Annotated in this window: 25 protein-coding genes; 11 read left to right on the plus strand and 14 right to left on the minus strand. The window is 70.2% G+C overall.

All coding sequences use genetic code 11. From position 1 onward, the window contains the following. Positions 1-175 precede the first annotated feature (175 nt). Both ACY0PA_RS15395 and ACY0PA_RS15400 read left to right on the plus strand, forming a co-directional pair. Positions 176-1,096 (plus strand): SGNH/GDSL hydrolase family protein, encoded by a 921-nt coding sequence (locus ACY0PA_RS15395; protein ID WP_473085160.1) that lies wholly within the window; start codon positions 176-178, stop codon positions 1,094-1,096. Between the two features lie 30 nt (positions 1,097-1,126). Continuing rightward, positions 1,127-2,119 carry an aldose epimerase family protein gene (locus ACY0PA_RS15400; RefSeq protein WP_473085161.1) on the plus strand — a complete coding sequence of 331 codons (993 nt, stop codon included), beginning with the start codon at positions 1,127-1,129 and terminating at the stop codon, positions 2,117-2,119. Between the two features lie 83 nt (positions 2,120-2,202). Here ACY0PA_RS15400 and ACY0PA_RS15405 read toward each other — a convergent pair whose 3' ends face one another. Next, entirely contained in the window at positions 2,203-4,641 is a 2,439-nt protein-coding gene (locus ACY0PA_RS15405; RefSeq protein ID WP_473085162.1) for a glycoside hydrolase family 3 protein, read from the minus strand. A gap of 94 nt (positions 4,642-4,735) precedes the next feature. On the opposite strand from ACY0PA_RS15405, the gene ACY0PA_RS15410 reads away from it, so the two are divergent. Beyond that, positions 4,736-5,344 carry a TetR/AcrR family transcriptional regulator gene (locus tag ACY0PA_RS15410; RefSeq protein WP_473085163.1) on the plus strand — a complete coding sequence of 203 codons (609 nt, stop codon included), beginning with the start codon at positions 4,736-4,738 and terminating at the stop codon, positions 5,342-5,344. Positions 5,345-5,363: 19 nt separating this feature from the next. Here ACY0PA_RS15410 and ACY0PA_RS15415 read toward each other — a convergent pair whose 3' ends face one another. The 5 genes from ACY0PA_RS15415 to ACY0PA_RS15435 form a co-directional block, all read right to left on the minus strand. Further along, positions 5,364-5,693 (minus strand): YrdB family protein, encoded by a 330-nt coding sequence (locus ACY0PA_RS15415; protein ID WP_473085164.1) that lies wholly within the window; start codon positions 5,691-5,693, stop codon positions 5,364-5,366. A gap of 20 nt (positions 5,694-5,713) precedes the next feature. After that, a complete protein-coding gene (locus ACY0PA_RS15420; protein ID WP_473085165.1) occupies positions 5,714-6,523 on the minus strand; it encodes an NAD(P)-dependent oxidoreductase in 810 nt (269 codons plus the stop codon). A gap of 47 nt (positions 6,524-6,570) precedes the next feature. Beyond that, positions 6,571-7,368, minus strand: coding sequence for an EI24 domain-containing protein (locus ACY0PA_RS15425; RefSeq protein ID WP_473085166.1), 798 nt, complete (start codon positions 7,366-7,368; stop codon positions 6,571-6,573). A gap of 128 nt (positions 7,369-7,496) precedes the next feature. After that, positions 7,497-7,919 carry an organic hydroperoxide resistance protein gene (locus ACY0PA_RS15430; RefSeq protein WP_356272711.1) on the minus strand — a complete coding sequence of 141 codons (423 nt, stop codon included), beginning with the start codon at positions 7,917-7,919 and terminating at the stop codon, positions 7,497-7,499. Positions 7,920-7,992: 73 nt separating this feature from the next. Beyond that, entirely contained in the window at positions 7,993-9,024 is a 1,032-nt protein-coding gene (locus ACY0PA_RS15435) for an NADP-dependent oxidoreductase (protein ID WP_329573524.1), read from the minus strand. Positions 9,025-9,112: 88 nt separating this feature from the next. Here ACY0PA_RS15435 and ACY0PA_RS15440 point away from each other — a divergent pair, with 88 nt between their 5' ends. Further along, complete coding sequence (locus ACY0PA_RS15440; protein WP_473085167.1) at positions 9,113-9,619, plus strand: MarR family winged helix-turn-helix transcriptional regulator; 507 nt, start codon at positions 9,113-9,115, stop codon at positions 9,617-9,619. Positions 9,620-9,710: 91 nt separating this feature from the next. On the opposite strand, the gene ACY0PA_RS15445 is transcribed toward ACY0PA_RS15440, so the two are convergent. Beyond that, a complete protein-coding gene (locus tag ACY0PA_RS15445; RefSeq protein WP_473085168.1) occupies positions 9,711-10,388 on the minus strand; it encodes an SCO2400 family protein in 678 nt (225 codons plus the stop codon). Positions 10,389-10,614: 226 nt separating this feature from the next. Here ACY0PA_RS15445 and ACY0PA_RS15450 point away from each other — a divergent pair, with 226 nt between their 5' ends. The 7 genes from ACY0PA_RS15450 (at position 10,615) to ACY0PA_RS15480 (ending at position 19,075) form a co-directional block, all read left to right on the plus strand. Beyond that, positions 10,615-11,778 carry a mandelate racemase/muconate lactonizing enzyme family protein gene (locus ACY0PA_RS15450; RefSeq protein ID WP_473085169.1) on the plus strand — a complete coding sequence of 388 codons (1,164 nt, stop codon included), beginning with the start codon at positions 10,615-10,617 and terminating at the stop codon, positions 11,776-11,778. After that, positions 11,775-12,791 (plus strand): zinc-dependent alcohol dehydrogenase, encoded by a 1,017-nt coding sequence (locus ACY0PA_RS15455; RefSeq protein WP_473085170.1) that lies wholly within the window; start codon positions 11,775-11,777, stop codon positions 12,789-12,791. Before ACY0PA_RS15450 ends, ACY0PA_RS15455 begins: the two co-directional genes overlap by 4 nt. A 100-nt stretch (positions 12,792-12,891) precedes the next feature. Then, on the plus strand, positions 12,892-13,869 hold the full coding sequence (locus ACY0PA_RS15460) for a hypothetical protein (RefSeq protein WP_473085171.1): 978 nt from the start codon (positions 12,892-12,894) through the stop codon (positions 13,867-13,869). A 19-nt stretch (positions 13,870-13,888) separates the two neighbouring features. Next, positions 13,889-14,998: a multiple monosaccharide ABC transporter substrate-binding protein gene (gene chvE / locus ACY0PA_RS15465; RefSeq protein ID WP_473085172.1), complete on the plus strand. Its 1,110-nt coding sequence runs from the start codon at positions 13,889-13,891 to the stop codon at positions 14,996-14,998. 71 nt (positions 14,999-15,069) lie between these two features. Next, positions 15,070-16,596: a multiple monosaccharide ABC transporter ATP-binding protein gene (mmsA, locus tag ACY0PA_RS15470; RefSeq protein WP_473086328.1), complete on the plus strand. Its 1,527-nt coding sequence runs from the start codon at positions 15,070-15,072 to the stop codon at positions 16,594-16,596. 5 nt (positions 16,597-16,601) lie between these two features. Then, the gene (gene mmsB / locus ACY0PA_RS15475) at positions 16,602-17,843 is read left to right on the plus strand and encodes a multiple monosaccharide ABC transporter permease (RefSeq protein WP_473085173.1); all 1,242 of its coding nucleotides are present in this window, start codon (positions 16,602-16,604) and stop codon (positions 17,841-17,843) included. 59 nt (positions 17,844-17,902) lie between these two features. Continuing rightward, positions 17,903-19,075 (plus strand): aldose epimerase family protein, encoded by a 1,173-nt coding sequence (locus tag ACY0PA_RS15480; protein ID WP_473085174.1) that lies wholly within the window; start codon positions 17,903-17,905, stop codon positions 19,073-19,075. Positions 19,076-19,307: 232 nt separating this feature from the next. Here ACY0PA_RS15480 and arfA read toward each other — a convergent pair whose 3' ends face one another. The 7 genes from arfA to ACY0PA_RS15515 all read right to left on the minus strand — a co-directional run bounded on the left by arfA (position 19,308) and on the right by ACY0PA_RS15515 (position 26,764). Continuing rightward, entirely contained in the window at positions 19,308-20,819 is a 1,512-nt protein-coding gene (gene arfA, locus ACY0PA_RS15485) for an arabinosylfuranosidase ArfA (protein WP_473085175.1), read from the minus strand. 38 nt (positions 20,820-20,857) lie between these two features. After that, complete coding sequence (locus ACY0PA_RS15490) at positions 20,858-21,829, minus strand: arabinan endo-1,5-alpha-L-arabinosidase (RefSeq protein ID WP_473085176.1); 972 nt, start codon at positions 21,827-21,829, stop codon at positions 20,858-20,860. Then, on the minus strand, positions 21,826-22,695 hold the full coding sequence (locus ACY0PA_RS15495) for a carbohydrate ABC transporter permease (RefSeq protein ID WP_473085177.1): 870 nt from the start codon (positions 22,693-22,695) through the stop codon (positions 21,826-21,828). The genes ACY0PA_RS15490 and ACY0PA_RS15495 overlap by 4 nt, the downstream gene beginning before the upstream one ends. Beyond that, on the minus strand, positions 22,692-23,633 hold the full coding sequence (locus ACY0PA_RS15500; RefSeq protein ID WP_473085178.1) for a carbohydrate ABC transporter permease: 942 nt from the start codon (positions 23,631-23,633) through the stop codon (positions 22,692-22,694). Before ACY0PA_RS15500 ends, ACY0PA_RS15495 begins: the two co-directional genes overlap by 4 nt. Continuing rightward, the gene (locus ACY0PA_RS15505; RefSeq protein WP_473085179.1) at positions 23,630-24,988 is read right to left on the minus strand and encodes an extracellular solute-binding protein; all 1,359 of its coding nucleotides are present in this window, start codon (positions 24,986-24,988) and stop codon (positions 23,630-23,632) included. Before ACY0PA_RS15505 ends, ACY0PA_RS15500 begins: the two co-directional genes overlap by 4 nt. Positions 24,989-25,142: 154 nt before the next feature. Next, positions 25,143-25,991 carry an SMP-30/gluconolactonase/LRE family protein gene (locus tag ACY0PA_RS15510; protein WP_473085180.1) on the minus strand — a complete coding sequence of 283 codons (849 nt, stop codon included), beginning with the start codon at positions 25,989-25,991 and terminating at the stop codon, positions 25,143-25,145. Beyond that, entirely contained in the window at positions 25,988-26,764 is a 777-nt protein-coding gene (locus ACY0PA_RS15515) for an IclR family transcriptional regulator (RefSeq protein WP_473085181.1), read from the minus strand. The genes ACY0PA_RS15510 and ACY0PA_RS15515 overlap by 4 nt, the downstream gene beginning before the upstream one ends. Positions 26,765-26,851 lie beyond the last annotated feature (87 nt).

A 26,851-nucleotide genomic window follows, 5' to 3' on the forward strand; every position in this document is an offset into this window, starting at 1 on the left:
GCCTCGGGGCGAGGCTACCGTGTGGCGGCGCAAGGAGTGTGACGTACCGTCGGTCCCGGCGCCCTCAAACACCCACGTTTCACCCGCGGGGACTCAACCGCGGAAGGGTGCGCGGCTTCACGTTCGACGACAGAGCCGCCGGCGACGGCCGGAAGCGGTGAGAGAGGACAACGGGATGCGGATCCGAAGCCACCGGTCAGCTGCCGTCCGGGCCGCCGTCGCCGGTGTGACGGCGGTTCTGCTCGGTGCTGCGGGCCTCGCCGCATGCGACGCGATCGGCGACAACTCCCCAGGGCCGAAGGGCAGTACGGCCGGTACGAAGCCGTCCCCGAAGCCCACCCCCAGGTGGGACACGAGCCCGCGCTCGGTTGCCGCCGTGGGCGACTCCATCACGCGGGGCTTCGACGCCTGCTCGGTCCTCACGGACTGCCCGGAGGTGTCGTGGGCGACCGGTTCCGACACCGCGGTGCGCAGCCTCGCCGTCCGGCTCCTGGGGAAGGACCGGGCGGCCACGCACAGTTGGAATTACGCGCGCACCGGTGCACGGATGGCTGACCTTCCCGCGCAGATGGAGCAGGCGGCCGCGGTGTCGCCGGGCCTGGTGACGGTGATGGCGGGGGCCAACGACGCCTGCCGGCCGACGCCTGCCTCGATGACGCCGGTCGACACGTTCCGCGCCGACTTCGAGGAAGCGATGCGCACGCTGCGGCGCGAGGTGCCCAAGGCGCAGGTGTATGTGTCGAGCGTGCCGGACCTCATGCGCCTGTGGTCGGCGGGCCGGACGAATCCGCTGGGCAAACAGGTGTGGAAGCTCGGCATCTGCTCGTCGATGCTGGCCGACCCGGACGACCTCGCGGCAGCGGCGACGCAGCGCCGCGCCTCGGTGCAGGACCGGGTGGTGGCGTACAACGAGGTGCTCGCGGATGTGTGCGCGAAGGACCGGTGGTGCCGGTACGACGGCGGGGCGGTCTTCGACTACCGGTTCGACGGGAGGCAGCTGAGTCACTGGGACTGGTTCCACCCCAGCAAGGACGGCCAGTCGCGGCTCGCGGCGATGGCGTACCGACGGGTGACGGCCAAGGAGCCGATCACCTGAGCCGGGGGCTTCCGGCGTAAGGTCTCGATCATGCGCAGCGAACTCTTCGGCACGCTCCCCGACAGCACGCCCGTCCACCGCTGGACTCTCGAACGCGGCGGGGTGCGGGTGCGCGTCCTGACGTACGGCGGAATCGTGCAGTCGGCGGAGGTTCCCGACCGGGGCGGTGCCACGGCGGACGTGGCGCTCGGTTTTCCCTCTCTGGACGGGTATCTCGCCCATCCGGGGCCGTTCCTGGGCGCGCTGGTCGGCCGGTACGCGAACCGGATCGCGGGTGGCCGCTTCCCGCTCGACGGCCGGACCTACCACCTGGCGCAGAACGACGGGACGAACACGCTGCACGGCGGCGAGTGCGGCTTCGACAAGCGCGTGTGGGACGCGGACCCGCTGGAGCACGGTGTACGGCTGCACCGGGTGAGCCCGCACGGCGAGGAGGGCTTCCCGGGGCGCATGGAGGTCTCGGCGACGTACACGCTCGACGAGGGCGGGGCGCTGCGGATCGCGTACGAGGCGGTGACCGACGCGCCGACCGTCGTGAACCTGACGAACCACTCGTACTGGAATCTGGGCGGCGCGGGCTCCGGTGACGCGGCGGGCGGGCACGAGGTGCGCATCGCGGCCTCGCGGTTCACCGCGGCGGACGGGGATCTGATCCCGACCGGTGAGTTCACCGAGGTGGCGGGGACGGCCTTCGACTTCCGGGAGCCGCGGAAGCCGGGGCTCGGCCACGACCGCAACTACGTGCTCGACAAAGGGGTCACCGAGGGGCCGGCGGGGGTCGCCGAGCTGCACGACCCGGTGTCGGGGCGGACGCTGACCGTCGCGACGACCGAGCCGGGGCTCCAGCTGTACACGGGCGACCACTTCGACGAGACGCTGCCGTTCGCGCCCGGCTCCGGGATCGCCCTGGAGACCCAGCACTTCCCGGACTCCCCCAACCGGCCCCAGTTCCCGTCGACGGAACTGAGGCCGGGTCAAGTGTTCCGTTCGGAGACGGTGTACGGGTTCGGCACCCGCGCCTGATCCCCCGGAACCGAACCCGTACCACCAACACCCCCCGGCCCCGGGCCCGCACCCAGACCCGGGCCCGCACCCTGCGAATCCGCTCAGACCTCGATCCGCGTGCTCACGCGCCGGTCCATGACCGAGCGGCCCGCTTCCACCTCGTACGCGCCCGCCTGGTGCGCCCACGCGTTGGCGTTTTCGTCCCAGATCTCGAAGGTTCGGGGCGGCAGCGGGACGGTGACCTCGACGCTCTCGCCCGGTGCCGCCTCGACGCCCGCGAAGCCGGCCAGCCAGCGGGCCGGGCGGGCGGGGTCGGCCTGTTCGGGCGCCAGATAGACCTGGACCACCTCACGACCGGACCGCTCACCGGAGTTGCGCACCCGGACCACGGCGGTCGCGCCCGCGTCCCGCACCTCGATCGACTCGTACGTCCAGTCGGTGTAGCCGAGGCCGTGGCCGAAGGCGTACGACGGGGTGGCGCCCGACCTCTCCCAGGCGCGGTAGCCGATGAACACGCCCTCGGTGTAGGCGAGGCGGCCGTCGGTGGGGGTGACCTCGGTGACGGGTGCGTCCTCGAACGCGCCCCAGGTGGTGGGCAGCCGGCCACCCGGTTCCTCGGCCCCGGTGAGGACGTCGGCGAGGGCGTCGCCGCCCTCCTGGCCGGGGAACCAGCTCAGGAGCAGGGCCGCGACGTCCTCGCGCCAGGGGAGTTCCACCGGGGAGCCGGAGTTCACGACCACGACGGTGTTCGGGTTGGCGGCGGCGACGGCGCGGACGAGGTCGTCCTGACGGCCCGGCAGGCGCAGGTCCTTGCGGTCGAAGCCCTCGGACTCGACGCGCTCGGTGGTGGCCACCACGACGACCGCGGTGTCGGCGGCTCGCGCGGCCCGGGCGGCCTCGGCGATCAGCTCGTCGGGGTCGCGCTGCGGCTCGCGGTGGACCAGCGAGAACGCGATGGCCTGGAGCGGGGCGCCCTCGGGCTTGAAGACGACGTGGCGCAGGGATACGTCGACGGGCTCGCCGGCGACGAGGTCGACGTCTCCGCGGCCGACGGGGCTGCCGAAGAACGCCGCGAACGGGTCGGCGGCGGAGGCGAGCGGCTGCTCCCCGTCGAAGACGGTCTGTCCGGCGACGGTGAGGGTGAAGCCGCCGATGCCCTGGGTGCCGAAGGTGTGCGGCCCGGAGGCGCGCGGGGTGAAGGTGCCGGTGATCTCGACGGTGTGCAGGGTGTCGTGGGTGACGCCGTCGGGCAGGTCGGCGCCGATCCACTGGATGCGGCCGCCGGGCACGGACGCGGTGCCGATGACGTCGCCGGCGGCGTCCAGGCAGCGGGCGCGCAGCTCGAACCCGGCGCCCGCGGCGGCGAGTTCCTCGTTCGGGTCGGCGCCCATGGCGTACGTGAGCGTGCCCTCGGGGAGCGCGGCGGTCAGCCCGTCGAGCGGGGAGATTACATGGGCGGGGAAGACGGTGGCGGAGCCGCCGCCGAGGACGCGGGCGTCGCGTGCGGCGGCGCCGATGAGGGCGACGCTGCCGCCTGAACGGAGGGGTAGCGCACCGCAGTTGCGTACGAGGACGAAGGCGCGGCGGGCGATCTCGCGGGCGAGTGCCTCGCCGTCGATCTCCTCCGGGGCCTCGGTGACCACGGGCTCGGCGCCTTCGAGGATGCCGACGCGGGCGGCGAGGCGCAGCACGTTGCGCACGGCCTCGTCGACGGTGGACTCCTCGACCTCACCGGCGCGGACTGCGGCGGCGAGCGCAGGGCCGTAGACCGTGCGCGGGCCGGGCATCGCGACGTCGAGGCCGCCCTCGATGTCGCCGGTGGTGGAGCGGGCGGCCGTCCAGTCGGAGACGTTGAAGCCGTCGAAGCCCCATTCGCCGCGCAGCACCTCGTTCACGAGGTAGCGGTGTTCGGTCATCGTCGTGCCGTTGACCCCGTTGTAGGCGGTCATGATGCCCCAGGGGTGGGCGTTCTCGACGATGCCCTCGAAGGGGGCGAGGTAGAGCTCGCGCAGGGCGCGGGCGGAGACGGTGTTGTCGACGGTGAAGCGGTCGGTCTCGGCGTCGTTGCCGACGAAGTGCTTGACGGTGGTACCGACGCCGCCGGACTGCACGCCGCGCACGTACCCGGTGCCGATCGCGCCGGTCAGGTACGGGTCTTCGCTGTACGCCTCGAAGTGCCGGCCGCCCAGCGGCGAGCGGTGCAGGTTGACGGTCGGGGCGAGCAGCACGTGGACGCCCTTGCGGCGGGACTCCTGGGCGAGCAACTGACCGGCCTTGCAGGCGAGTTCGGGGTCCCAGGTGGCGGCGAGCGCCGTCGGTGACGGAAGGGCGATCGAGGGGTCGTCGGCGGTCCAGCGGATACCGCGGACACCGATCGGGCCGTCCGACATCACCAGCGAACCGAGGCCGATGCCGGGGACGGCGGGCAGGGACCACATGTCCTGCCCGGCGAGGAGATCCGCCTTGGTGTCGAGGTCGAGCTTGCCGAGCGCCGCCTCGATGACAGCCTCACGTGCCTGGTCCTGCTGGGTCTCCGCCACGGCGGCGCCTCCTCGTTGAAGTCCGGCCCTTGGCCGCCATCCTGCACCCGCCACCTGTAGATCGGTAGGTTTCGTAATGTCGTCGTTATATACGATGTCGTACGGTGACGGCATGGGTACGAGAACCGCCAGGAGCGAGGAACGGCGCGCGGAGATCCTCCGTGCCGCCCTGGAGGTGATCGCCGAGCGCGGGTACCGCGGCGCCACGCTTGGGGCGGTGGCCGAGCGGGTCGGGCTGACGCAGCAGGGGCTGCTGCACTACTTCCGCACCAAGGAGGCCCTGCTCGTCGCGGTCCTGGAGGAGCGCGACCAGTGGGACGCGGTGCCGGACGGCCGGTGGCGGATCGATCTGCTGGCCTCGCTGGTCGAGTACAACGCGATGCGGCCCGGCATCGTGCAGACGTTCTCCGCACTGCTCGGCGAGAGCGTCACGGAGGACCATCCGGCGCGGCCCTACTTCACCGAGCGGTACGGGAGCGTGCGGGAGAGCATGGCCGCGGTGCTGCGCACCGAGTACGGGGAGCGACTGCCGGGCGGCCTCACGCCCGAGCGGGCGGCGCCGCTGCTCGTGGCGGTGATGGACGGGCTGCAGTACCAGTGGCTGCTGGACCCCGAGTCGGTGGACATGCCGGGCGCGTTCCGCGACTTCCTGGCGCTCATCGAGGACGGAGAAGGCGACGCGGGGGACGCGGGCCCCGGGTGAACTCCCGTATACGCGGCGGCTACTGGCGCCAGACGACCGCGAGCGTCTTGCTCACCGCGCACACCAGGACGTAGGCGACGGCCCAGCCGACGGCCCCGGCCAGCAGGAGCGCGGCCGCGCCCGCCCCGAACCACACCAGCTCGAAGGCGACCCAGCCCGCGCCCCGCGTCTTGTACGACGCCTTCCGGGACCCGAACAGCGCCCACAAAGTGATCATCACGGCGATGACCCCGAGGCCGAGCAGCCAGGCGAGCGGGGCCGGGACGTCGCGGGTGAAACCCCAGTGTCCGACGGCCGCGAGGGCCGCCAGTTCGATCAGGAAGAGCACACCCAGGTTCGCCGTCTTCATGGGCGCAGTATTGACCCGGACTACCGCTCGCGGATACGGGTCACGGCCCGCGCGATGTCCTCGTGGACGAGGGACGGGTCCGCCGCGGCTTGCTTGAAGTGCCCCAACACGGCTTCCATGGCCGGGAGTTCGGTGGTCTCGGTGGCCAGGGCGATGTCCTTGACGGCGAGGTCCGAGCCGAAGTGCACGTCCTGCGCGAAGGCGCGGGCGACGGCTCCGCCGAGGGGGCCCGAGGCGAGGGCGCCCTTCGCGACGTCCTCGGGCAGGCCGAGCGCGTCCGCGAGCGCCATGGCCTCGGCGACCAGGCCGACGCCGCCGATGACCGCGGTGTTGACGACGAGTTTGAGAGCGGCGCCGGAGCCGGGCGCGCCGGTGCGGGTGACCGTGCCGAGGCGGGCGAGTACGCCTTCGATCCGGTCCGCGTCGCCGCCCGCGAGAATGCCGAGCTCGCCCGCCTCGGCCTTGTCCGTGCTGCCCATGACCGGGGCGTCGACGAGGGTCACCCCGTCACCGAGTCGCACCGCCAGCTGCCGTACGGCGTCGGGGCCGATGGTCGACATCTCCGCCCAGTACGTGCCGGGCCGCAGTTCGGGCGCGATGGCGTCGGCGACCTCGGACACGGCGTCCGGGGTGGCGAGCATCGTGATGACCACGTCGGCGTCGCGCACGGCGTCGGCGGGGGTGTCGGCGAGGTCGGCGCCCCGTTCGACGAGCGGGGCGGCTTTGGCCGGGGTGCGGTTCCAGACGGTCAGCGGGTGTCCGGCGTCGAGGAGATGGCGGGCCATGGGCGCGCCCATGTGACCGAGGCCGAGGAAGGCGATCTTTTCCATGCCCCGACGCTAGCGCGTCCCGCCCGGATCGGACCGGGCTCTCGGGGTCAGTGCGTGGCCGGGTCGCCGGTGGGGTGCGGGGCGGGCTCGGGCGCCGGTTCCGGGGTCGCCTCGCCGAGCAGGTCCCGGGCCATCAGGGTCGCGCCGGCCACCGCTCCCGGCATCAGGAACACCGCCACGAACGGCACCAGGAACGCGACCGCGAGCGGGGTGCCGAAGCCCCAGGCGAGGCCCTTGCGGGAGTGCAACAGGGCGAGGCGTTCGCGCAGTTCGACGCTACGGCGCTGGAGCGCGACCGCGGCGAGCTCCTCCGTGAGGAAGAAGCCGGTGACGAAGAAGCCGATCACCGGGACGACGGTCTGGCCGACGAACGGGACGAACCCGAGGGCGAAGAGCAGGACGCCCCAGAGCGCGGCGCGCACCAGGACCCGCAGGCTGTCGCGGGCGGAGATCCACAGTTCGCGCCAGAGCGGGAGGCCCGACTCGGGGGCGTGGCCACCCTCGGCGAGGTCGACCTTCTCCGACAGGGACTCGTAGAAGGGCTGGCCGATCAGGAGGGTGACGGCGGTGAAGGCGACGACGGCGAGCAGCAGGACGAGGGCGAAGAGCACGGCCGTCAGGAAGCCGCGGAACAGGCCGGCCCACGGGGACGTCCAGTCGTCGGCGAAGGGCGTCGCCCAGGTGACGAAGTCGTCGCCCCACAGGGCCAGGCAGACCAGCGCGGCCGCGTACAGGACCAGGGTGATCAGGCCGGGCAGGAGCCCCATGCCGAACTGCTTGCCGTGCTGGGAGACCCAGCGCTGGCCCTTCATCAAGTAGCCGAAGCCCGCCCCGAGATCACGCATGGGCACCAGCCTAGGGCCTGTCTTCACATTCCCGCCCTCCGGGCGGACGACGGGAATTTGAAGACAGGCCCTATGGGACCGGCCCGCACCCCTTGCGCGGGGTGCGGGCCGGGGGCGGGTCGCGCCGCTCAGACGGAGAGCGTGACCGTGATGTTGCCGCGGGTGGCCTTGGAGTACGGGCACACCTGGTGGGCCTTCTCGACCAGGGACTTGGCGGTGGCCTCGTCCACGTTCGGGATCTTGGCGGCGATCTCGACGATGAGGCCGAAGCCGTCGTCGTTCTTGCCGATGCCCACGTGCGCGGTGACGGTCGAGCCGGAGATGTCGGCGTTCTCCTGGCGGGCGACCACGGCGAGCGCGCCCTGGAAGCAGGCGCTGTAGCCCGCGGCGAACAGCTGCTCCGGGTTGGTGCCGGCGCCGCTGCCGCCCTGCTCCTTGGGCGGGTTCACGACGACGTCGAGCTTGCCGTCGTCCGTGGAGACGCGGCCGTCACGGCCGTTCTCCGCGGTGGCCACGGCGGTGTAGACGACGTCCGACTGCTGGATGGGCATCCCGTACTCCCTCATTCGATCCGGTAGGCGGAAAGAGATTACCGAATCCCGGAAGGATCGAGCGTGACTGGGGTCACTCCCCCAGCTTGACGATCATCTTTCCGATGTTGTCGCCGCGCAGAACCCCGAGGAACGCCTCCAGGTTGTTCTCGATGCCCTCGACGACGGTCTCGCGGTACTTGAGCTCGCCGGAGCGGATCCAGGCGCCGACCTGCTGCACGAACTGCGGCTGGAGGTCGTAGTGGTCGCCGACGAGGAAGCCCTCGATCCGGCCGCGGGTCTGGATCAGGCGGGACAGGTTGCGCGGACCGGGGGCGGCCTCGGTGTTGTTGTAGACCGAGATCGCGCCGCAGATCGCGATGCGTCCGTCGCGGTTGAGCCGGCCGATCGCCGCTTCGAGGTGGTCGCCGCCGACATTGTCGAAGTAGACGTCGATGCCGTCGGGGGCCGCCTCCTTGAGCTGCTCGAAGACGGAGCCGTCCTTGTAGTTGAAAGCGGCGTCGAAGCCGTACTCCTCGACGAGGAGCTTGACCTTCTCGGCCGAGCCCGCCGAGCCGACGACGCGGCCCGCACCGAGGAGCTTGGCGATCTGGCCGACCTGGCTGCCGACGGCACCGGCCGCGCCGGAGACGAAGACCGTGTCGCCCTCCTTGAAGGAGAGGGTGCGCAGGAGACCCGCGTACGCCGTCAGGCCCGTCATGCCGAGGACACCGAGGTACGTCGACAGGGGCGCGGCCTCCGGGTCGACCTTCACGGCCTGCTTGGCGTCGAAGGTGGCGTACTCGCGCCAGCCGTTGAAGTGCAGCACGTGGTCACCGACGGCCACGCCCTCGTCGTTCGAGGCGACGACCACGCCGACCGCGCCGCCCTGCATCGCCTTGCCGAGCTCGTACGGGGCGACGTACGACTTGGCGGCGCTCATGCGGCCGCGCATGTACGGGTCCACGGATACGTACAGGTTCTTGACGAGCACCTGGCCGGGGCCGGGCTGGGCGATCTCCACCTCGCTGAGCTGGAAGTCCTCGGGCTTGGGCCAGCCGACCGGGCGGCTGGTCAGCTGCCACTCGCGGCTCGTGGCGGGGATCTGAGGGGTGTCGACAGACATGGCGGGAGCCTCCTGATTGCTTCACTTACTGAAACAACCATGCTCCTCGATATTTCATAGTGTCAAGTAAATGGGTACTCTGGAGTACATGGCCGCCAGCAGCTCCGCCCGGAAACCCGTGACAGACGACCTCGTGACAGACGACCTCGTGACCGCCGATCCCGTGACCGCCGACCCGGTGACAGCCGACGTGGTCGAGCTGATCGGCGCGCTGGTCTCGCGTCACTACAAGGAGTACGAGCAGGCCGCCTCGGGCCAGGGCCTCACCGCGGCGCAGGCGCGGGTTCTCGATCTACTCTCGCGCGAGCCGATGCCCATGCGGCGCATAGCCCAGCAGGTGAACTGTGAGCCGTCGAACATCACCGGGCTCATCGACCGGCTGGAAGCGCGCGGCCTCGTCGAGCGCCGCCCCGACCCGGCCGACCGGCGCGTGAAGCTGGCCGCGCCGACGGCAGAGGGTGTACGGATGGCGCGCGGCGTGCAGGGGAACCTGCGCTTCGCGCGCGGGGCCATCACCTCGCTGACCGACGACGAGCGGGTGGCGCTGCGCGGGCTCCTCGCCAAGATGATGCTGGACGGCGACGCCAGGGCCTGACGCCGGCCACGAGAGACGACCCTCAGGTGAACGACATGACGGTCTGACGTCGGCCGCACCTTCCCGCCGGACACCCCTAGGTGCACCACGACTAGGTGCACCACCACAGGAAGCGGTCGCACGTCTTCGTCGGGGTGGGCTGCGGCGGGGGCGGCGGTGTCGTGGTGGGACCGGGGGCGGGCGTGCCGGGGCCGGTCGGGGTGTGCGGCGTCGGGGTGGCGGCTGGCACGGAGGCGGCGCGGCCCTCGGTCCCCTCCTTCACCCCCTCCGTCTCCTTGCCCTTCTTCGCGTCCTTGGACTCCGACGCGGACGCGGAGGGGGACGCCGAGGCACTCGACGCCTGCGGGTCCGCCTCGTCCGCGGCGGCGCCGGTCGGGGTGGCGGCCGCCGAGGACGCGGCAGCCTCGGCCTCCTGGTCGGCGGCCTCCTCGGCCGACGTGGACGAGCCCCGCCCGTCCCCGTCCGCCGACGACTCGGTGCCGAGTTCCGCGAAGCTGAGGCCGCCCGCGGCGAGCGCGAGCCCCGCGGCGGCGATCACGATCTTGTTGCGCCGGCGCCGATGGGCCCTGCGGGCGCCGCGCTCACGGCGTTCCCTGCGGGAGCGGCGGGTGTGCGTGGGTTCGTCGGCGTAGGAGGCGCCGGCGTTCTCGGCCGACTCCTGCGCCGCGAGCGCCTCCGCGTGCTCGCGGCAGGCTTCGGCGGGCGTGCCGCACCCAGGGCAGGCGAGGGCGCCGTTGAGGTGCCTTCGGCACGGGTGGCAGTAATCCATGACGCATGGAGGCTAGGCGCCGCGCCGGTAACGGAAAAAGCCGGGGCTGTGAATGTTCTGTGCGGAACTGCGTGTTCCGAAGAATTGACCCTCCATACGGCTTCTGTGCACGGCGTACCGGGCAACCTGGTGCGCAAACCATTGACACCCCGCGCGCACCTCCTTACTGTCACGCCAGGATTTCGAACGCATGACGAAATATCGAACGTCGCAGGGGGCAACTGCCGTGCGCATCACTGGAATCAGCACACACGTGGTCGGGACGCCTTGGCGCAACCTGACCTACGTCCAGGTGCACACCGACGAGGGGATCACCGGGGTCGGCGAGACCCGGATGCTCGGCCACACCGACGCGCTCGTCGGCTATCTGAAGGAGGCCCAGGCCAACCACATCGTCGGCTCGGACCCCTTCGCGACCGAGGACCTCGTACGGCGCATGAAGTACGGGGACTACGGGCGGGCCGGAGAGATCGTGATGTCCGGCATCGCGGTCATCGAGATGGCCTGCTGGGACATCAAGGGCAAGGCGCTCGGTGTGCCGGTGTGGCAGTTGCTCGGCGGCAAGGTGACGGACCGGGTCAAGGCGTACGCGAACGGCTGGTACACCACCGAGCGCACCCCGGAGGCGTACCACAAGGCGGCGCAGGCCGTGATCGAGCGCGGGTACAAGGCGCTGAAGATCGACCCCTTCGGGACCGGGCACTACGAGCTCGACCACGAACAGAGCCTGTACGCCGTGTCGTTGATCGAGGCGGTGCGCGACGCGATCGGGCCCGACGCCGAGCTGATGCTGGAGATGCACGGCCGGTTCTCGCCCTCCACCGCCATCCGGCTGGCGCGCGATCTCGCTCCCTTCAAGCCCGCGTGGCTGGAGGAGCCGGTGCCGCCGGAGAACCTCAAGGCGCTGGAGAAGGTGGCCGCGAGGGTGGACATCCCGGTCGCCACGGGTGAGCGGATCCATGACCGGATCGAGTTCCGTGAACTGTTCGAGAGCCAGGCCGCGGACATCATCCAGCCGGACGTCGGCCACATCGGCGGCATCTGGGAGACGCGGAAGCTGGCGGCGACGGCGGAGTCCCACTATGTGCTGGTCGCGCCGCACAACGTGGGCGGTCCCGTGCTGACCGCAGCCTCGCTCCAGGTCGGCTTCTCCACACCGAACTTCAAGGTTCTGGAGCACTTCAACGACTTCGCGGACGCGGCCATCAAGAAGGTCGTGAAGGGCGCGCCGCAGGTCGATCCGGAGACCGGGTGCTTCGAGCTGTCGCACGCACCGGGCCTCGGGGTCGAGCTCGACGTGGACGCGGCGGCCGAATTCCCGCAGCAGCAGGCGCGGTTCGACCTGTGGGCGGAGGGCTGGGAGCAGCGCCGCCCGGAGGGGACGTCATGAGCGTCGCGGTCGTCGTCGAGGCGCCGGGCGCGTACCGGATCGTCCCTCACGAGCCGACGCCGCCGGGCGCCGGTGAGGCGCTGGTCCGCGTCCACGCCGTGGGAATCTGCGGCAGCGACCGCGAGGTGTACCAGGGCAACCGGCCCGAGGGGTACGTGCGGTACCCGCTCACTCCGGGGCACGAGTGGTCCGGCACCGTCGAGGCCGTCGGGCCGGGCACGCCGCAGTCGCTCGTCGGCAGGAAGGTCGTCGGCGAGGGCTTTCGCAACTGCCAGGTCTGCGACCGGTGCCACGCGGGCGAGACCACACTGTGCACGGCCGGGTACGAGGAGACCGGGTTCACGCAGCCCGGCGCCATGGCCGCCACCCTCACCCTGCCCGCCCGGCTCCTGCACGTCCTGCCGGACGACGCCGACCTGACGGCGGCCGCGTTGCTCGAACCCGCGGCCTGCGTCGCCGCCGCCGCGCTCAAGGCGGACGCACGGCCGGGCGAACGCGTCGCGGTCGTCGGCGCGGGGACCCTCGGCATGCTCGCCGTGCAGCTCCTCGCGGCGGGCTCCCCCGCCGAACTCCTCACCGTCGACACACGGCCCGAACGGGCCCCCCTTGCAGAACAGCTCGGTGCGACGGACTTCCGTACGCCCGGCCAGGAGCTGCCCGGCGACTTCGACGTGGTGATCGAGACCGCCGGGTCCGCGGACTCGGCCCGTACCGCGGCGTCGCTGCTGCGGCGCGGGGGACGGCTCGTCCTCACCGGGCTCCCGGCGCCCGGTGCGGCGGGGCTCGATCCGACCGGCCTCGTCGTGCGGCAGCTGGAGGTGCGGACCGTGTTCGGGGCGCCGCCGGCCGCCTGGGCGCATGCCGTGCGGGTCTTCGGCGCGGGGCTGCTCGATCCGTTGCCGCTGGTGACGCACGAGCTGCCGCTGGATCAATTCCCGTACGGCATCGAGCTGGTGGGATCCGGTGACCGCAAGGTGGGCAAGGTGCTGCTGCTTCCCCAGGGCCTCTCGTAAGCCCTGGCTCCTGCCTCCCGGCACGTTCCGGGCGGGCCCGCACCCACCGATCCGAACTTGGTTCGAAATACCGAACAACATCGAACATGAAGGACTGCCCGTGACCGACTCCCCCTCTCCCCGCCGCCCCGGCGAACCCGCCCTCGCGGCCCTGGGCCTGTCCGCCCCCTCCACCGCCGACGCCGACACCTCCCCGCACGCCTTCCCCGACGGCGGCACCTGGCGCACCGAGATCCCGTCCGTCGAGGGGCCCGAGGCGCTGGCCGTCGTACTCAAGGAGGCCTCGCGCCTCGACGTGCCGGTCCACCGGATAAGCCAGGGCAGCGGCGTGTGGATGCTCACCGACGCCGAGATCACCGAGATGGTCGAGTCGGCCGCCGAGCGGGACATCGAGCTGTGCCTGTTCACCGGGCCGCGCGGCACCTGGGACACCGGCGCCTCCGTGCGCACCGACTCGCGCGGCGCCGGCCTGCGTGCCCGTGGCCACGACGCCGTCGCCGGATGCGTGGAAGACGCCGTCCGGGCAACGGAGCTGGGCGTGAAGTGCCTGCTCGTCGCCGACGAGGGCGTGCTGTGGACCCTGCACCGGGCCCGCGAGCAGGGGGTGATTCCCCGTGACACCACGCTCAAGGTCTCCGCGCTCATCGGGCCGGTCAACCCGGCCTCCTACGCCGTGTTCGAGCGGCTCGGTGCCGACTCGCTCAATGTGCCGAGCGACCTGACGCTGGCTCACCTCACCGAGATCCGCCGGGTCTCCGCCGCACCCATGGACCTGTACGTCGAGGCGCCGGACGACCTCGGCGGCTATGTGCGGATGTACGAGATCGCGGAGCTGATCCGCCGCGGGGCGCCGCTGTATCTGAAGTTCGGGCTCGCGAAGGCCCCCGCCATCTACCCGTACGGCGCCCATCTGCGCGACGTCACTCTCGACACCGCCCGTGAGCGCGTGCGCCGCGGCCGGCTCGCGCTCGACCTGCTGGCCCGGCACGGCGCGAACGGCGGCATGTCGCCGCTCGGCTCGCGGCTGCCGGGTGCTCTCGACCGTTTCCCGCTGACCGTTTCCGCTCCCACGACGTGACCGACAAGGACTGATGACCATGCGCAACCGCAGAAGTGCCGTGACCGCCGTGGCGGGAGCCGCCGCTCTCGCCCTCGCCCTGACCGCCTGCGGGCAGAGCGGTGAAGGCGGCAGCAAGGAGTCGAAGGACAAGAAGGAGATGACTGTCGGCATCGCCATGCCGACCAAGTCGTCCGAGCGCTGGATAGCCGACGGCAAGAACATGGTCACCACGCTGCACAACGCCGGCTACAAGACGACCCTCCAGTACGGCGAGGACGACGTCGACCAGCAGGTCCAGCAGCTCGAAGGCATGATCACGCAGGGCGTGGACGCGCTGGTCATCGCCGCGATCAACGGCGACGCGCTCTCCAACGTCCTCAAGGAGGCCCATGACGCGAACATTCCCGTCATCTCCTACGACCGCCTCCTGCTCAACTCCCCCTACGTCGACTACTACGCCTCCTTCGACAACGAGAAGGTCGGCCGGCTCCAGGGCACGTACATCGTCGAGAAGCTGGGCCTGAAGGACGGCTCGAAGAAGGGCCCCTTCAACATCGAGCTGTTCGCGGGCTCGAACGACGACAACAACACCAAGTACTTCTTCAACGGCGCGATGAAGGTGCTCAAGCCCTACATCGACAAGAAGCAGCTCGTGGTCAAGTCCGGCCAGACGGCGCTCAACAAGGTCACCACGCTGCGCTGGGACGGCGGCACCGCTCAGAAGCGCATGGACGACCTGCTCACGTCGTCGTACTCCTCGGCCAAGGTGGACGCCGTCCTCTCCCCGTACGACGGCATCTCGATCGGCATCCTGTCCGCCCTCAAGTCCGACGACTACGGCTCCGCGAGCAAGCCGCTGCCCGTCGTCACCGGGCAGGACGCCGAGGTCGCCTCGGTGAAGTCGATCGTCGCGGGCCAGCAGACCCAGACCGTCTACAAGGACACCCGGCAGCTGGCCAAGGTCGCCTCCAGCATGGTCGACGCCGTGCTGAAGGGGAAGAAGCCGCAGGTCAACGACACCACGTCGTACAACAACGGCAAGAAGGTCGTGCCGTCCTATCTGCTCCAGCCGGTGAGCGTCGACAAGAGCAACTACCAGAAGGAGCTCATCGACACCGGCTACATCAAGGCGAGCGACCTCAAGTAGCCCGCCCACACCACCGGTTCACATCCGGTTCCACAACGGAGCAGAAAGGCACGACCATGGCGGGACCCGTCCTGGAAATGCGCTCGATCGTCAAGACCTTTCCCGGCGTCAAGGCGCTCGCGGACGTCTCTCTGAGCGTCCGCGCGGGCGAGGTCCACGCCGTCTGCGGGGAGAACGGCGCCGGGAAGTCGACGCTGATGAAGGTCCTCAGCGGCGTTCACCCGCACGGCAGTTACGAGGGGGAGATCCTCTTCGAGGGCGAACCCTGCCGGTTCAAGGACATCGGGGCGAGCGAGAAGCGCGGCATCGTGATCATCCACCAGGAGCTCGCCCTGGTGCCCTACCTCTCGCTCGCCGAGAACATCTTCCTCGGCAACGAGCACGCCACGCGGGGCGTGATCAGCTGGGGCGAGACCCTCAAGCACGCCACGGAGCTGCTGCGGCGGGTCGGTCTGAACGAGCACCCGCAGACCCGTGTCGCCGACATCGGCGTCGGGAAGCAGCAGCTGGTCGAGATCGCCAAGGCCCTGTCGAAGGAGGTGAAGCTGCTCATCCTCGACGAGCCGACGGCCGCGCTCAACGACGAGGACAGCGGCAAACTCCTCGATCTGATCCTGGAGTTGAAGGGTCAGGGCATCACCTCGATCATCATCTCGCACAAGCTGAACGAGATCGCCCGGGTCGCGGACTCGGTGACGGTCATCCGCGACGGGCACTCCATCGAGACGCTCGACGTGAAGGCCGCCGAGACGACCGAGGAGCGGATCATCCGCGCCATGGTCGGCCGCGACCTCGACCACCGCTTCCCGGAGCGCACCCCGCACCCGCAGGACCTCACCGCGGCGCCGGCCCTCGAGATCCGCGACTGGACCGTCTTCCACCCCATCGACCAGCAGCGCAAGGTCGTCGACTCGGTGTCCCTGAACGTGCGCCGCGGGGAGATCGTCGGCATCGCGGGGCTGATGGGCGCGGGCCGCACGGAACTCGCGATGAGTGTGTTCGGCCGGGCCTACGGGAAGTACGCGGGCGGCAGTGTCCTCAAGGACGGCGCCGAGATCCGCACCCGCACGGTCCCCGAGGCGGTCGGGCACGGCATCGCGTACGTCACCGAGGACCGCAAGCACTACGGCCTGAACCTCATCGAGTCGATCAACCGCAACATCTCGCTGAGCGCACTGCGCAAGGTCACCCGGCGCGGGGTCGTCGACGAGCACGAGGAGCGCAAGGTCTCCGAGGGCTTCCGCAAGTCCATGAACATCAAGGCGCCCAACGTCTCCGAGCCGGTGGGCCGGCTCTCGGGCGGCAACCAGCAGAAGGTCGTCCTCAGCAAGTGGATCTTCGCGGGGCCCGATGTGCTGATCCTCGACGAGCCGACCCGCGGCATCGACGTGGGCGCGAAGTACGAGATCTACACGGTGATCGACCAACTGGCCGCCGAGGGCAAGGCCGTTGTCTTCATCTCCTCCGAACTGCCCGAGCTGCTCGGCATGTGCGACCGGATCTACACGATGTCGGCCGGACGGCTCACCGGTGAGGTCCCGCGAGCGGAGGCCACCCAGGAAGTGCTGATGCGGCACATGACCAAGGACAAGAGGTAGGCACGATGAGTACGAACCTGAAGGCCGAGTCGCCGGCCGGCGTCCCGGCCCCGAAGGACTCCGGGGGCGAGGGCGGCCTCGGCGGGCTGATCATCGACGGCATGCGCCGCAACATGCGGCAGTACGGGATGCTCTTCGCCCTCGGCCTGATCGTGATCCTCTTCGAGGTGTGGACGGGCGGCGACCTGCTGCTGCCGCGCAACGTCTCGAACCTGGTGCTGCAGAACAGCTACATCCTGATCCTGGCGATCGGCATGATGATCGTCATCATCGCGGGCCACATCGACCTGTCGGTCGGCTCCATCACCGCGTTCACGGGCGCACTCGCCGCGGTGCTCATGGTCACGCACCACTGGTCGTGGCCGGTCGCCGCGGTCGCGGTCCTCGTCATCGGCGCGCTGGCGGGCGCCATGCAGGGCTTCTTCATCGCCTATCTCGGCATACCGTCGTTCATCGTGACCCTCGCGGGCATGCTGCTCTTCCGCGGTCTGACGGAGATCTTCCTCAAGGGGCAGACGCTCGGCCCGTTCCCCGAAGGGCTGCAGAAGGTCGCCAACGGCTTCCTGCCCGAGGTAGGCCCCGACACCAACTACCACAACCTCACCCTGCTCCTCGGCCTCGCGCTCATCGCCCTCGTCGTGTGGCAGGAGGTGCGCGACCGCCGGCGTCAGCAGGAGTACGCGCTCGACGTGCTGCCCGCGAAGATGTTCGCGCTGAAGCTCACCGCGCTGGTCGCCGCCGTCCTCGTCTTCACGCTGCTGCTCGCCAGCTACAAGGGCGCGCCCGTGGTCCTCATCGTCCTGGCCGCGCTCCTCGTCGCCTTCGGCTATGTGATGCGCAACGCGGTGATCGGCCGCCATGTGTACGCGATCGGCGGCAACCTGCCGGCGGCGAAGCTCTCCGGCGTCCGGGACAAGAAGGTCACCTTCGCGGTCTTCCTCAACATGGGAATGATGGCGGCGCTCGCCGGCCTCGTCTTCGCGGCTCGCTTCAACGCCGCGTCGCCGAAGGCGGGCGTCAACTTCGAACTCGAGGCGATCGCCGCCTCGTTCATCGGCGGCGCGTCGATGAGCGGCGGCGTCGGCACGGTGCTCGGCGCGATCATCGGCGGCACGGTCCTCGGCGTCCTCAACAACGGCATGAACCTCGTCGGCGTCGGCACCGACTGGCAGCAGGTCATCAAGGGCCTGGTGCTGCTCGCGGCGGTCGGCTTCGACGTGTGGAACAAGCGCAAGGTCGGTTCGTAAGTCAGCTCGGCCCCGCCGGCAAAAGCCCGGCGGGGCCCCACCCTTTCAGGGAGCCGCACATGGAACTGAGCAGACGCACTCTCCTCGCATCGGCCGCCGCGGCCGGTGCAGCAGCCACCGCGCTGGGCGGAACAGCCCACGCCTCAACCTCCGCCTCCGCCTCCGCCTCGGGAAGCAGGAGGCCCGTGAAGGAGCTCTTCGGCAAGCTCGCCGACGGCACAAGGATCTACCGCTGGTCCCTGGAGAACGGCGGCACCCGCCTGAAGGTCCTCTCCTACGGCGGCATCATCCAGTCTCTGGAGATACCGGACCGCCACGGCCGGTACGCGAACGTCTCCCTCGGCTACGACACCATCGAGGCCTACGTCGCCGGGACCACGTTCTTCGGTGCCACGATCGGCCGCTATGGCAACCGCATCGCGAACGGCCGGTTCACCCTCGACGGCACGACGTACCAGCTCTCCGTGAACGACGGGGTCAACTCCCTGCACGGCGGGGCGAAGGGCTTCAACACGCGGGTGTGGGACGTGGAGGACTTCACCTCCGGCTCCGACGTCGGCCTGAAGCTGCACTACACGTCGGCCGACGGCGAGATGGGCTACCCGGGCACGCTCAGGGTGACGGTCACGTACACCCTCGGGGCGAGCGGCGACTGGCGCATCGACTACGAGGCTACGACGGACAAGGCGACCGTCGTGAACCTGACGAACCACACGTACTACAACCTCGCGGGTGAGGGCAGCGGCGGCATCTACGACCACGAACTCACCCTCGCCGCCTCCCGTTACACGCCCACCGACTCGGGGCTCATCCCGACCGGTGAGCGAGCGAAGGTCGCGGGCTCTCCGTTCGACTTCCGCTCCGCGAAGCCGATCGGCCGTGACATCCGCACCGCGCACCCGCAGCTGGTCACGGCCAAGGGCTTCGACCACAACTGGGTCCTCGACAAGGGGATCACGGCGCGGCCCGTGCACTTCGCGACGCTGCGCGACCCGTCCTCCGGCCGCACTCTGAAGATCGCCACGGATCAGCCGGGCGTTCAGTTCTACTCCGGCAACTTCCTCGACGGCACACTCACCGGCCCCTCCGGGCGCACCTACCGGCAGGGCGACGGCCTGTGCCTGGAGACGCAGCACTTCCCGGACTCGCCGAACCAACCGGCGTTCCCGTCGACGGTGCTGCGCCCGGGCGAGACGTACCGGACGACGACGGTGCACTCGTTCTGCGCCTGACCGCCCTCACCCAAATCCCCCGGCCCCGCCCGTGACAACCACGGGCGAGGCCGGTGTTTTTCCTCCACCCCTTCGCATTGACTTCACCGAGCCCTATGGGGACGTCAGTTGCAGCTCAGCAGACGTACGTTCACGGGCGGTTCTGTCGCCGGGCGTGTAACCATCCCCTGAATGGCACTGAGTGGCCGGAGGGGGACATCCCCTCCGGCCACTCAGCGTCCGACGCCGTGGATCAGCCGAGCCGGATCACATTCCACGACAGCGGCTCGAGGGTCGCCTTGAGCGTGCCGTCCTCGACCGTCGTGCCCGGTGCCGCCGCATGCGGCGCCACCCGCTCAGGCTCCGCGAGCGTGTTGCGGGCGTCCGGGTCGGCGTCGGCGAGCACCGAGTGTTCGACGACTTCAGTCAACTCCATGCCGTGGAGGGCCACTTCGAGTGGCATGGGCTCCGTCTGACTGCGGTTGACCGCGAAGACGGTGACGGTGCCGTCCTCCGCGCGGACCGCCGTCGCGTGCAGCAGGTCCGCGGTGCCGTGGCGCTTCGTGTCGTACGTCGGTCCTGACACGCGTACGTCGAGGACCTCGCCGCGCCCGTACCGCGACGCCGCCGCGAACGGGAAGAACGTCGTCTGGCGCCAGGCCGGGCCGCCGGGCTCGGTCATGATCGGGGCGATGACGTTGACGAGTTGGGCCAGGCAGGCCACCGTGACGCGGTCCGCGTGGCGGAGCAGGGCGATCAGGAGCGAACCGAAGACGACCGCGTCGGTGACCGAGTAGACGTCCTCCAGGAGGCGGGGGGCCTCGGGCCAGTCGAGGGCGGAGACCTCGGCGTTCGTGCGCGACATGTACCAGACGTTCCACTCGTCGAAGGAGAGGTTGATCTTCTTCTTCGACTTGAGGCGCGCGCCCACGTGGTCGCACGTCGCGACGACGTTCTCGATGAACGACTCCATGTCCACCGCCGACGCGAGGAAGGAGTCCCGGTCGCCGTCGTGCTCCTCGTAGTACGCGTGCAGCGAGATGTAGTCGACCAGGTCGTAGGTCTCCTGGAGGACCTTCGCCTCCCACTCGGCGAACGTGTCCATGCCCTGGCCCGAGCTGCCGCAGGCGACCAGCTCGACGTCCTTGTCGATCTGGCGCATCGCGCGCGCCGTCTCGGCGGCGAGCCGCCCGTACTCCTCGGCCGTCTTGTGGCCGGTCTGCCACGGCCCGTCCATCTCGTTGCCCAGGCACCAGAGCCTGATGCCGAAGGGGTCCTTGTCGCCGTGGGCGATGCGGCGGTCCGACAGCTCCGTGCCCGCCGGGTGATTGGCGTACTCCTGGAGTTCGATGGCCTCCGCGACGCCGCGCGTGCCGAGGTTCACCGCCATCATCGGCTCGGCCTGCGGGCCGACCTTCTTCAGGAACGCGATGTACTCGGACAGGCCGAAGCGGTTCGACTCCGTCGTGCGCCAGGCCAGGTCGAGGCGGCGCGGGCGCTCCTCGGCGGGGCCGACCGAGTCCTCCCACTTGTAGCCCGACACGAAGTTGCCGCCCGGGTAGCGGATGGCGGTGGCGCCCAGCTCCCGTACGAGATCGAGGACATCGGTGCGCAGGCCCGCCTCGTCGGCGGTGGGGTGGTCCGGCTCGAAGATGCCGGTGTAGACACAGCGGCCCAGGTGCTCCACGAAGGAGCCGAAGAGCCGGGGGTCGACCGTGCCGACCGTGAAGGCGGGGTCGAGAGCGAAGCGTGCGGTGCGGGTCATGTCTTCCTCAGGGTTCCGGATTACGTACGTTGATCGAGTCAGCGGACGGCCGGCCAGCCGTCCTTGCCCCAGCTCAGCTCGTTGAGGCCGAGCTTGGGGGTGCCGGAGTCGCCGGCGTCGTAGTAGTGGTATGCGAGTACGTCACGCCCCTTGTCGCGGAAGACGGATTCGCCCCCCGTGCCGACGAACCGGCCGTGCCCGGCGAGGAGCAGGGTGCCGCCGCCCTCCAGGAGCGGGGTGCCGGCCTCGTCCACGTACGGACCCGTGACCGACGTCGAGCGGCCGACCCGGATCTTGTAGGTGGAGTTCACGCCGGAGCAGCACGCGTCGTACGAGGCGAGGAGGTAGTAGTAGCGGTCGTGGTGGACGACGGCCGGGCCCTCGACCGCGTACGGGGCGTCGGGGCGGGTCGCCAGGTGGTGGACGGTCGCGCCCTCGATCGCCTTGCCGGTCCGCGAGTCCAGCTCGACCATGCGGATGCCGGACCAGTACGAGCCGAAGCTCATCCAGAGTCTCCCGTCGGCCCGGACGACCGCCGGGTCGATGGCGTTCCAGGTGTCGGTGGTCCCGGAGCTGAACACCTTGCCGTGGTCCGTCCACGTACCGGGGAGGCCAGAGGCGGAGGTGGCGACGCCGATCGCCGAGTGGTTCGTGCCCCAGGACGAGACGGCGTAGTAGAGCCAGTACGTGCCGTCGCGGTAGGAGATGTCGGGGGCCCAGGGGTCGCCGGTGTCGTTGTACTCGTACCACCAGCTCGGCGGTGCGGCGAAGGCGTTGCCCTCGTCGGTCCAGTGGACGCGGTCCTTCGAGAGGCGGGCTCCGATGACGCCGCCGGTCGAATAGGCGACGTACTGGCCGGACGTGAGCTTGATGACCGTCGGGTCATGGATGATCTGCTGGCCGGTGATCGGCTGCGGGTCCGGGTAGCTCTCCGCTGCCTGGGCCGTGTGGGGCAGCAGCGCGAGGAAGGCGGCCGTCGCCGTCGCCGCGAGACTTCTGCGCAGTGTCACTGTCCCGCCAATCCCGTGTGGGCCACGCCCGCCACGATCTGCCGCTGGAAGAAGACGAAGACGACGATCAGGGGCAGGCCCGCCATCAGGCCGCCGGCCATCAGCTGGGCCCACTGGATGCCGTACGAGTTCATGACGGTCGCGATGCCGTTCGGCATGGTCATCAGGTCGGGGTTGTTGGTGACCATGTACGGCCACAGGAAGTTGTTCCACGACGCGATGAAGGTGAAGATGCCCACCGCCGCGAGCGAGGGCCGGGCGAGTGGCACGACGATGGTGAAGAAGACCCGCCACCGTCCGGCGCCGTCGATGAACGCGGCCTCCTCCAGCTCCCTGGGGATGCCCTGGAAGAACTTGTAGAGGATGTAGACCATCGCGGCCGGGGCGCACTGCGGCAGGATCATGCCCCAGTACGTGTCGACCATCCCCATCTGCTGGACCGTGGTGAACAGCGGCACGCCGAGGACGGCGGGCGAGACCATCAGGCCCGCCATCACCACGCCCATCAGGACCGGCTTGCCCTTGAACTCGGTGCGGGCGAGGCCGTATCCGGCGAGCGCGCTCACCAGCAGCACCACGGCGGTCACACACACCGAGACGACGAGCGAGTTCACGAACCAGTTGGTGATGTTGCCGGTCTCGAAGAGGGCCTTCCAGGCCTGGCCCGTCCAGTGCTTCGGCAGCCAGTGCGTCGGCACCTCGACGGCCTCGGTCTCCGACTTGAGGGAGGTGAACAGGGCCCAGGCGAGCGGCGCCAGGAAGACGGCGGAGACGGCGACACCGATGAGGGTGAGCACGATCTGGCTCGGCGACCAGGGCGTGCGCGTACGGGACTTGATACGGATCTGCGCGGCGTCGGTGGTCATCGGCCGCCCTCCTCACGGTTGCGCAGCAGCCACATCCGCGCGAGGGCGACGGCCGCGATGATCACGAAGAAGATGATGGAGATGGCGGAGGCGTAGCCCACGCGGTAGCTGGTGAAGCCCTCTTCGAGGGTGTACTGCACGAAGGTGCGGGTCGATCCCTCCGGCCCCGGGCCGAAGTCCTGCATCACGACGGCCTGGTCGAAGACCTGGAGCGAGGCGAGGATCTGGAGCGCGATCACGAGCCCTGTGATGTTGCGCAGCATGGGCAGGGTGATGTGGACCATGCGGTGCCAGGCGTTCGCGCCGTCCAGCTTGGCGGCCTCGTAGAGGTGCGCGGGGATGCCCTGGAGGGCGGCGAGGTAGAGCAGGAAGCTGAAGCCGACCGTCCACCACAGGGTGGTGATGACGACGGCGAGCATCGCGTACGACTTGTCGGTCAGCCACGGCGTCTCAAGGCCGAAGAGGTAATTGACCATGCCCGTACCGGGGTTGAACAGCCACTGCCACAGGTTGCCCGCGACGGTGGAGGGCAGCAGGAACGGCATGAAGAAGCACAGCCGCCACAGCCACTTGCCGCGCTCGATGTGGTGGGCGAGCATCGCGAGGAGGAAGGCGAGGACCGTGATGCACGGCACGACGAGCAGCGTGAAGTAGGCGCTGTGGCCGAGCGAGTCCCACATCAACTGGTCGTGCAGGGCCTCGCGGTAGTTGTCGAGGCCGATGAAGCCCGCGCTGTCGCCGGAGATGTTGGCGTCCGTGAAGCTGAGGTAGACGCCGCGCAGCAGCGGCCAGATCACGAAGAGCGCGAACAGGACGAGGAACGGGGCGACGAACCAGCCCCCATGCTGGAAGCCCTGCTTGCGGCGGGCCGTGGCGCTGTCGGCGGCGGTTCTCGCGCGGGCGGGCGCGAGGACGGTCTGTGGGCTGGTCGTCGTCATGCGACCGCACCTCCCTGCGCTGCGGTCTTGCCGTCCATGGGGTTCTTCGAGGCGAGCAGCTCGGTGAGCATGCCCTTCATGCGGCGGGCGGCGGCCTCCGGCTTGGCGGAGCCCAGCATCGAGGACACGACGATCGGGCCGACACGCTGGGCAAGGATGCCGGTGGAGCCCGCGAACCACACCTTCGGCTCGGTCGCCTGGTGGTCCATGGCGGAGACGTACTCGTTCTGCGGGCTGAGCTTCTTGTACGCGGCCGTGGACAGCGTCGGCGTGTACGCGGGGATGTGTCCGCCGGCAGCCCACTGCCGGGCGTGCTTGACGACGTACGCGGCGAGCTGGTGGGCGCCCTCGTTCGCGGCGCCGCCACGCTCCGCCTGGTGCGGCAGCACGAAGGAGTGCGACTCGGCGTGCGTGGCCTGCTTGCCGAAGACGGGCGGCAGCGGGGTCGCGCCGTACTCGATCTTCGCCCCGGAGAACACCGGCACCGACCAGTTGCCCTCCCAGCAGAACGGGGAGCCGTTGATGAACTGTTCGGCTCCGGCGCCGCCCGCGAAGCCCGGGTTGGAGTAACCATCGGTGATGTGCCGGCGCATGAACTCCAGGACCTGGGTGGCCTTGTCGGTGTCGAAGGTGACCTCGGTGTCGTCGGCGTTGAACCAGGTGCCGCCGAGCTGGGTGTAGAAGGCGACGAAGAACCACCACTGGAAGTTCTGGTCGCTGGCCCACATCCCGATGGTCTGCAGGCCCTTCTTGGTGGCCTTCTTCGCCTTCTTGAGCACGTCGAACCACTCGTCGGTGGACGTGACCGGCACGATCCGCCCGTCGTCGCCGAGCAGGCCGGCCTTCTTGAGTACGTCCTTGCGGTAGAAGCAGAGCTGGACGTGGATGTCGAGCGGGAGGGCGTAGAGCTGGCCGTCGATGACGGCGCGCTTCCACAGCGCGGGGTTGAAGTCGGCTTCCTTCACGCCGTACTTGGCGAGCAGGCCGACGTCCCAGGGGTCCAGGAGGCGGCCGGGAGAGAACCCGGTGACGCGGCCCAGGTGCATGACGCCGAGGTCCGGTGCGCGGTTGCCCGCCGCCGCCATGGCGAGCTTGGTGTAAAAGGGGCTGCCCCACTGGAGGGTCGAGTCCTTCACGTCGATGCCGGGGTGCTCCTTACGGAAGGAGTCCAGCATCGCGATCATGTTGTAGCCGTCGCCGCCGCTGAAGAGGTTCCAGTAGCGCACGCGTGTGCTCGCGCTGGAGGCGAGCGCGTCGGCGCCCGTGCCCAGTGCCGCAAAGCCGAAGCTGCCCGCCACCGTCAACCCGCCGATTCCGGCCAGGAGTTGCCTGCGGTTCAGGCCAGGTCGTCCCATTCCCTGCCCTACTGTTCGATATACCGAATGGTGCTCGTAACTTCGAACGGACCGTAGGTTCGGGACGCGGCCGCGTCAATGGGTTGCGCAACACAAAGGTGCGGGACCCTCACCCGCGTGGGGGTCCCGCACCTTCGCAACGCTCGCTCCGGGCTCAGCCCTCGAACGCGGGTTGCGCCAGACCGCGGCCCATGTCGCGCAGGACCAGCAGCGAACCGGCGTACGGGGACGGGGTGTCGAGACCTACGCGTGCCGACGTGACGTACAGGTCGGTGAGGTCCGCGCCGCCGAAGGCGCAGGCGGTGGGGCGCTGCACCGGCAGCTCCACGACGCGGTCGAGCACGCCGGACGGGGTGTAGCGGCGCAGCGCCGAGCCATCCCAGAGGGCGACCCACACACAGCCGTCGGCGTCGACGGTGAGCCCGTCGGGGTGCCCCGCCCCCTCCTCGACGACCGCGAACTCCCGTCGGCGCACGGCGTGCGGAGCGTCCACATCGAAGACGTCGATGCGCCGCGTCGGGGTGTCGACGTAGTACATGAGGGTGCCGTCGGGGCTCCAGCCGGTGCCGTTGCTGACCGTGACGTCGCCGAGGATCTCGGTGGTGGTCCCGTCGGGCGCGATCCGCAGGAGGTTGCCGCCGCCCGGCGTCTCGTCGTACGCCATGCTGCCCGCCCAGAGCGAGCCGTCGGGGGCGACGGCGGCGTCGTTGCCGCGCCGGCCCGGCACGGGGTCCCGGTGCAGCCAGCGGAAGTCCTTGCCGCCGGGCCCGTACAGGCCGATGCCGTCACGGAGGTTGACGACGAGTCCCGCGCCGCCGGCCCGCGGCTTGGCGGCGCCCACGTGCTGCTCGGTGGCCATGACCGTGCGGCGGCCGGTCGTGGGTTCGTACGTGTGGACCCGGCTGCCGAGGATGTCGACCCAGATCAGCCGGCCGGCCTCTGCGTCCCAGGTGGGCCCCTCCCCGAGCGTGGCCTCCGCACGGACGGCCACCTCCGGCCTCATCGGTCGGCCCCCCGGTACCCGAGCCGCTCCGACAGGTCGGCGGCGCCCTTCACGGCGAGCTGCGCCAGCTCGCCCTCGCGCGGCGCGCTCCACCGGATCATCGGCACCGACACGGAGAGCGCGGCGACGACCCGTCCGGAGCGGTCGCGCACGGGGGCGGCGACACAGCTGACGTCCGGATTGGACTCGCGGCTCTCGACGGCGACACCGCGCTCCCGGATACCGGCGAGGGCCTCGCGCAGGACGGCCGGGTCGGTGATGCTGTTCTCCGTCATCGCCACCAGCTCGGCATCGTCGGGGACGCGGGCCGCCAGCTGGGGCTGCGGCAGCGAGGCGAGGAGCATCTTGCCGACGGAGGTGCAGTGCGCCGGCAGGCGGCGCCCCGCGGCGGAGACCATCCGCACGGCGTGGGTGCTGTCGACCTTCGCGATGTAGATGACGTCGGTGCCCTCGAGGATCGCCACGTGCACGGTCTCGTCGCAGGTCTCGGCGACCTCGCGGGCGACCTGCAGGCCCTCGGCGGCGAGGTCGAGCTGCTCCGCGTACCGGCTACCGAGCTGGTACGGGCGCACACCGAGGCGGTACCGGCCGGGCTCGCCCGGCACCGTCACGATGTAGGAGCGGGCAGCCAGCGTCGTGACCAGCTCGTGCACCGTGGTGCGGGGCAGCTGGAGCTTGCGGACGATGTCCGGGGCGGACAGGGTGCCGTCCCCGTCCAGGAACAGCTCGAGTATGTCGAGAGCCCGGGTCACGGCGGGTACGAGACGCCCCACGGCCGGCCCCCTCTCTATGTTCGAAATTTCAACAGTCGATCGGTATCGCGAACATAGGCTACTCACAGCGGCATTGAGGGGGCAATG

Source organism: Streptomyces sp. DS1-CR2, assembly GCF_055760475.1.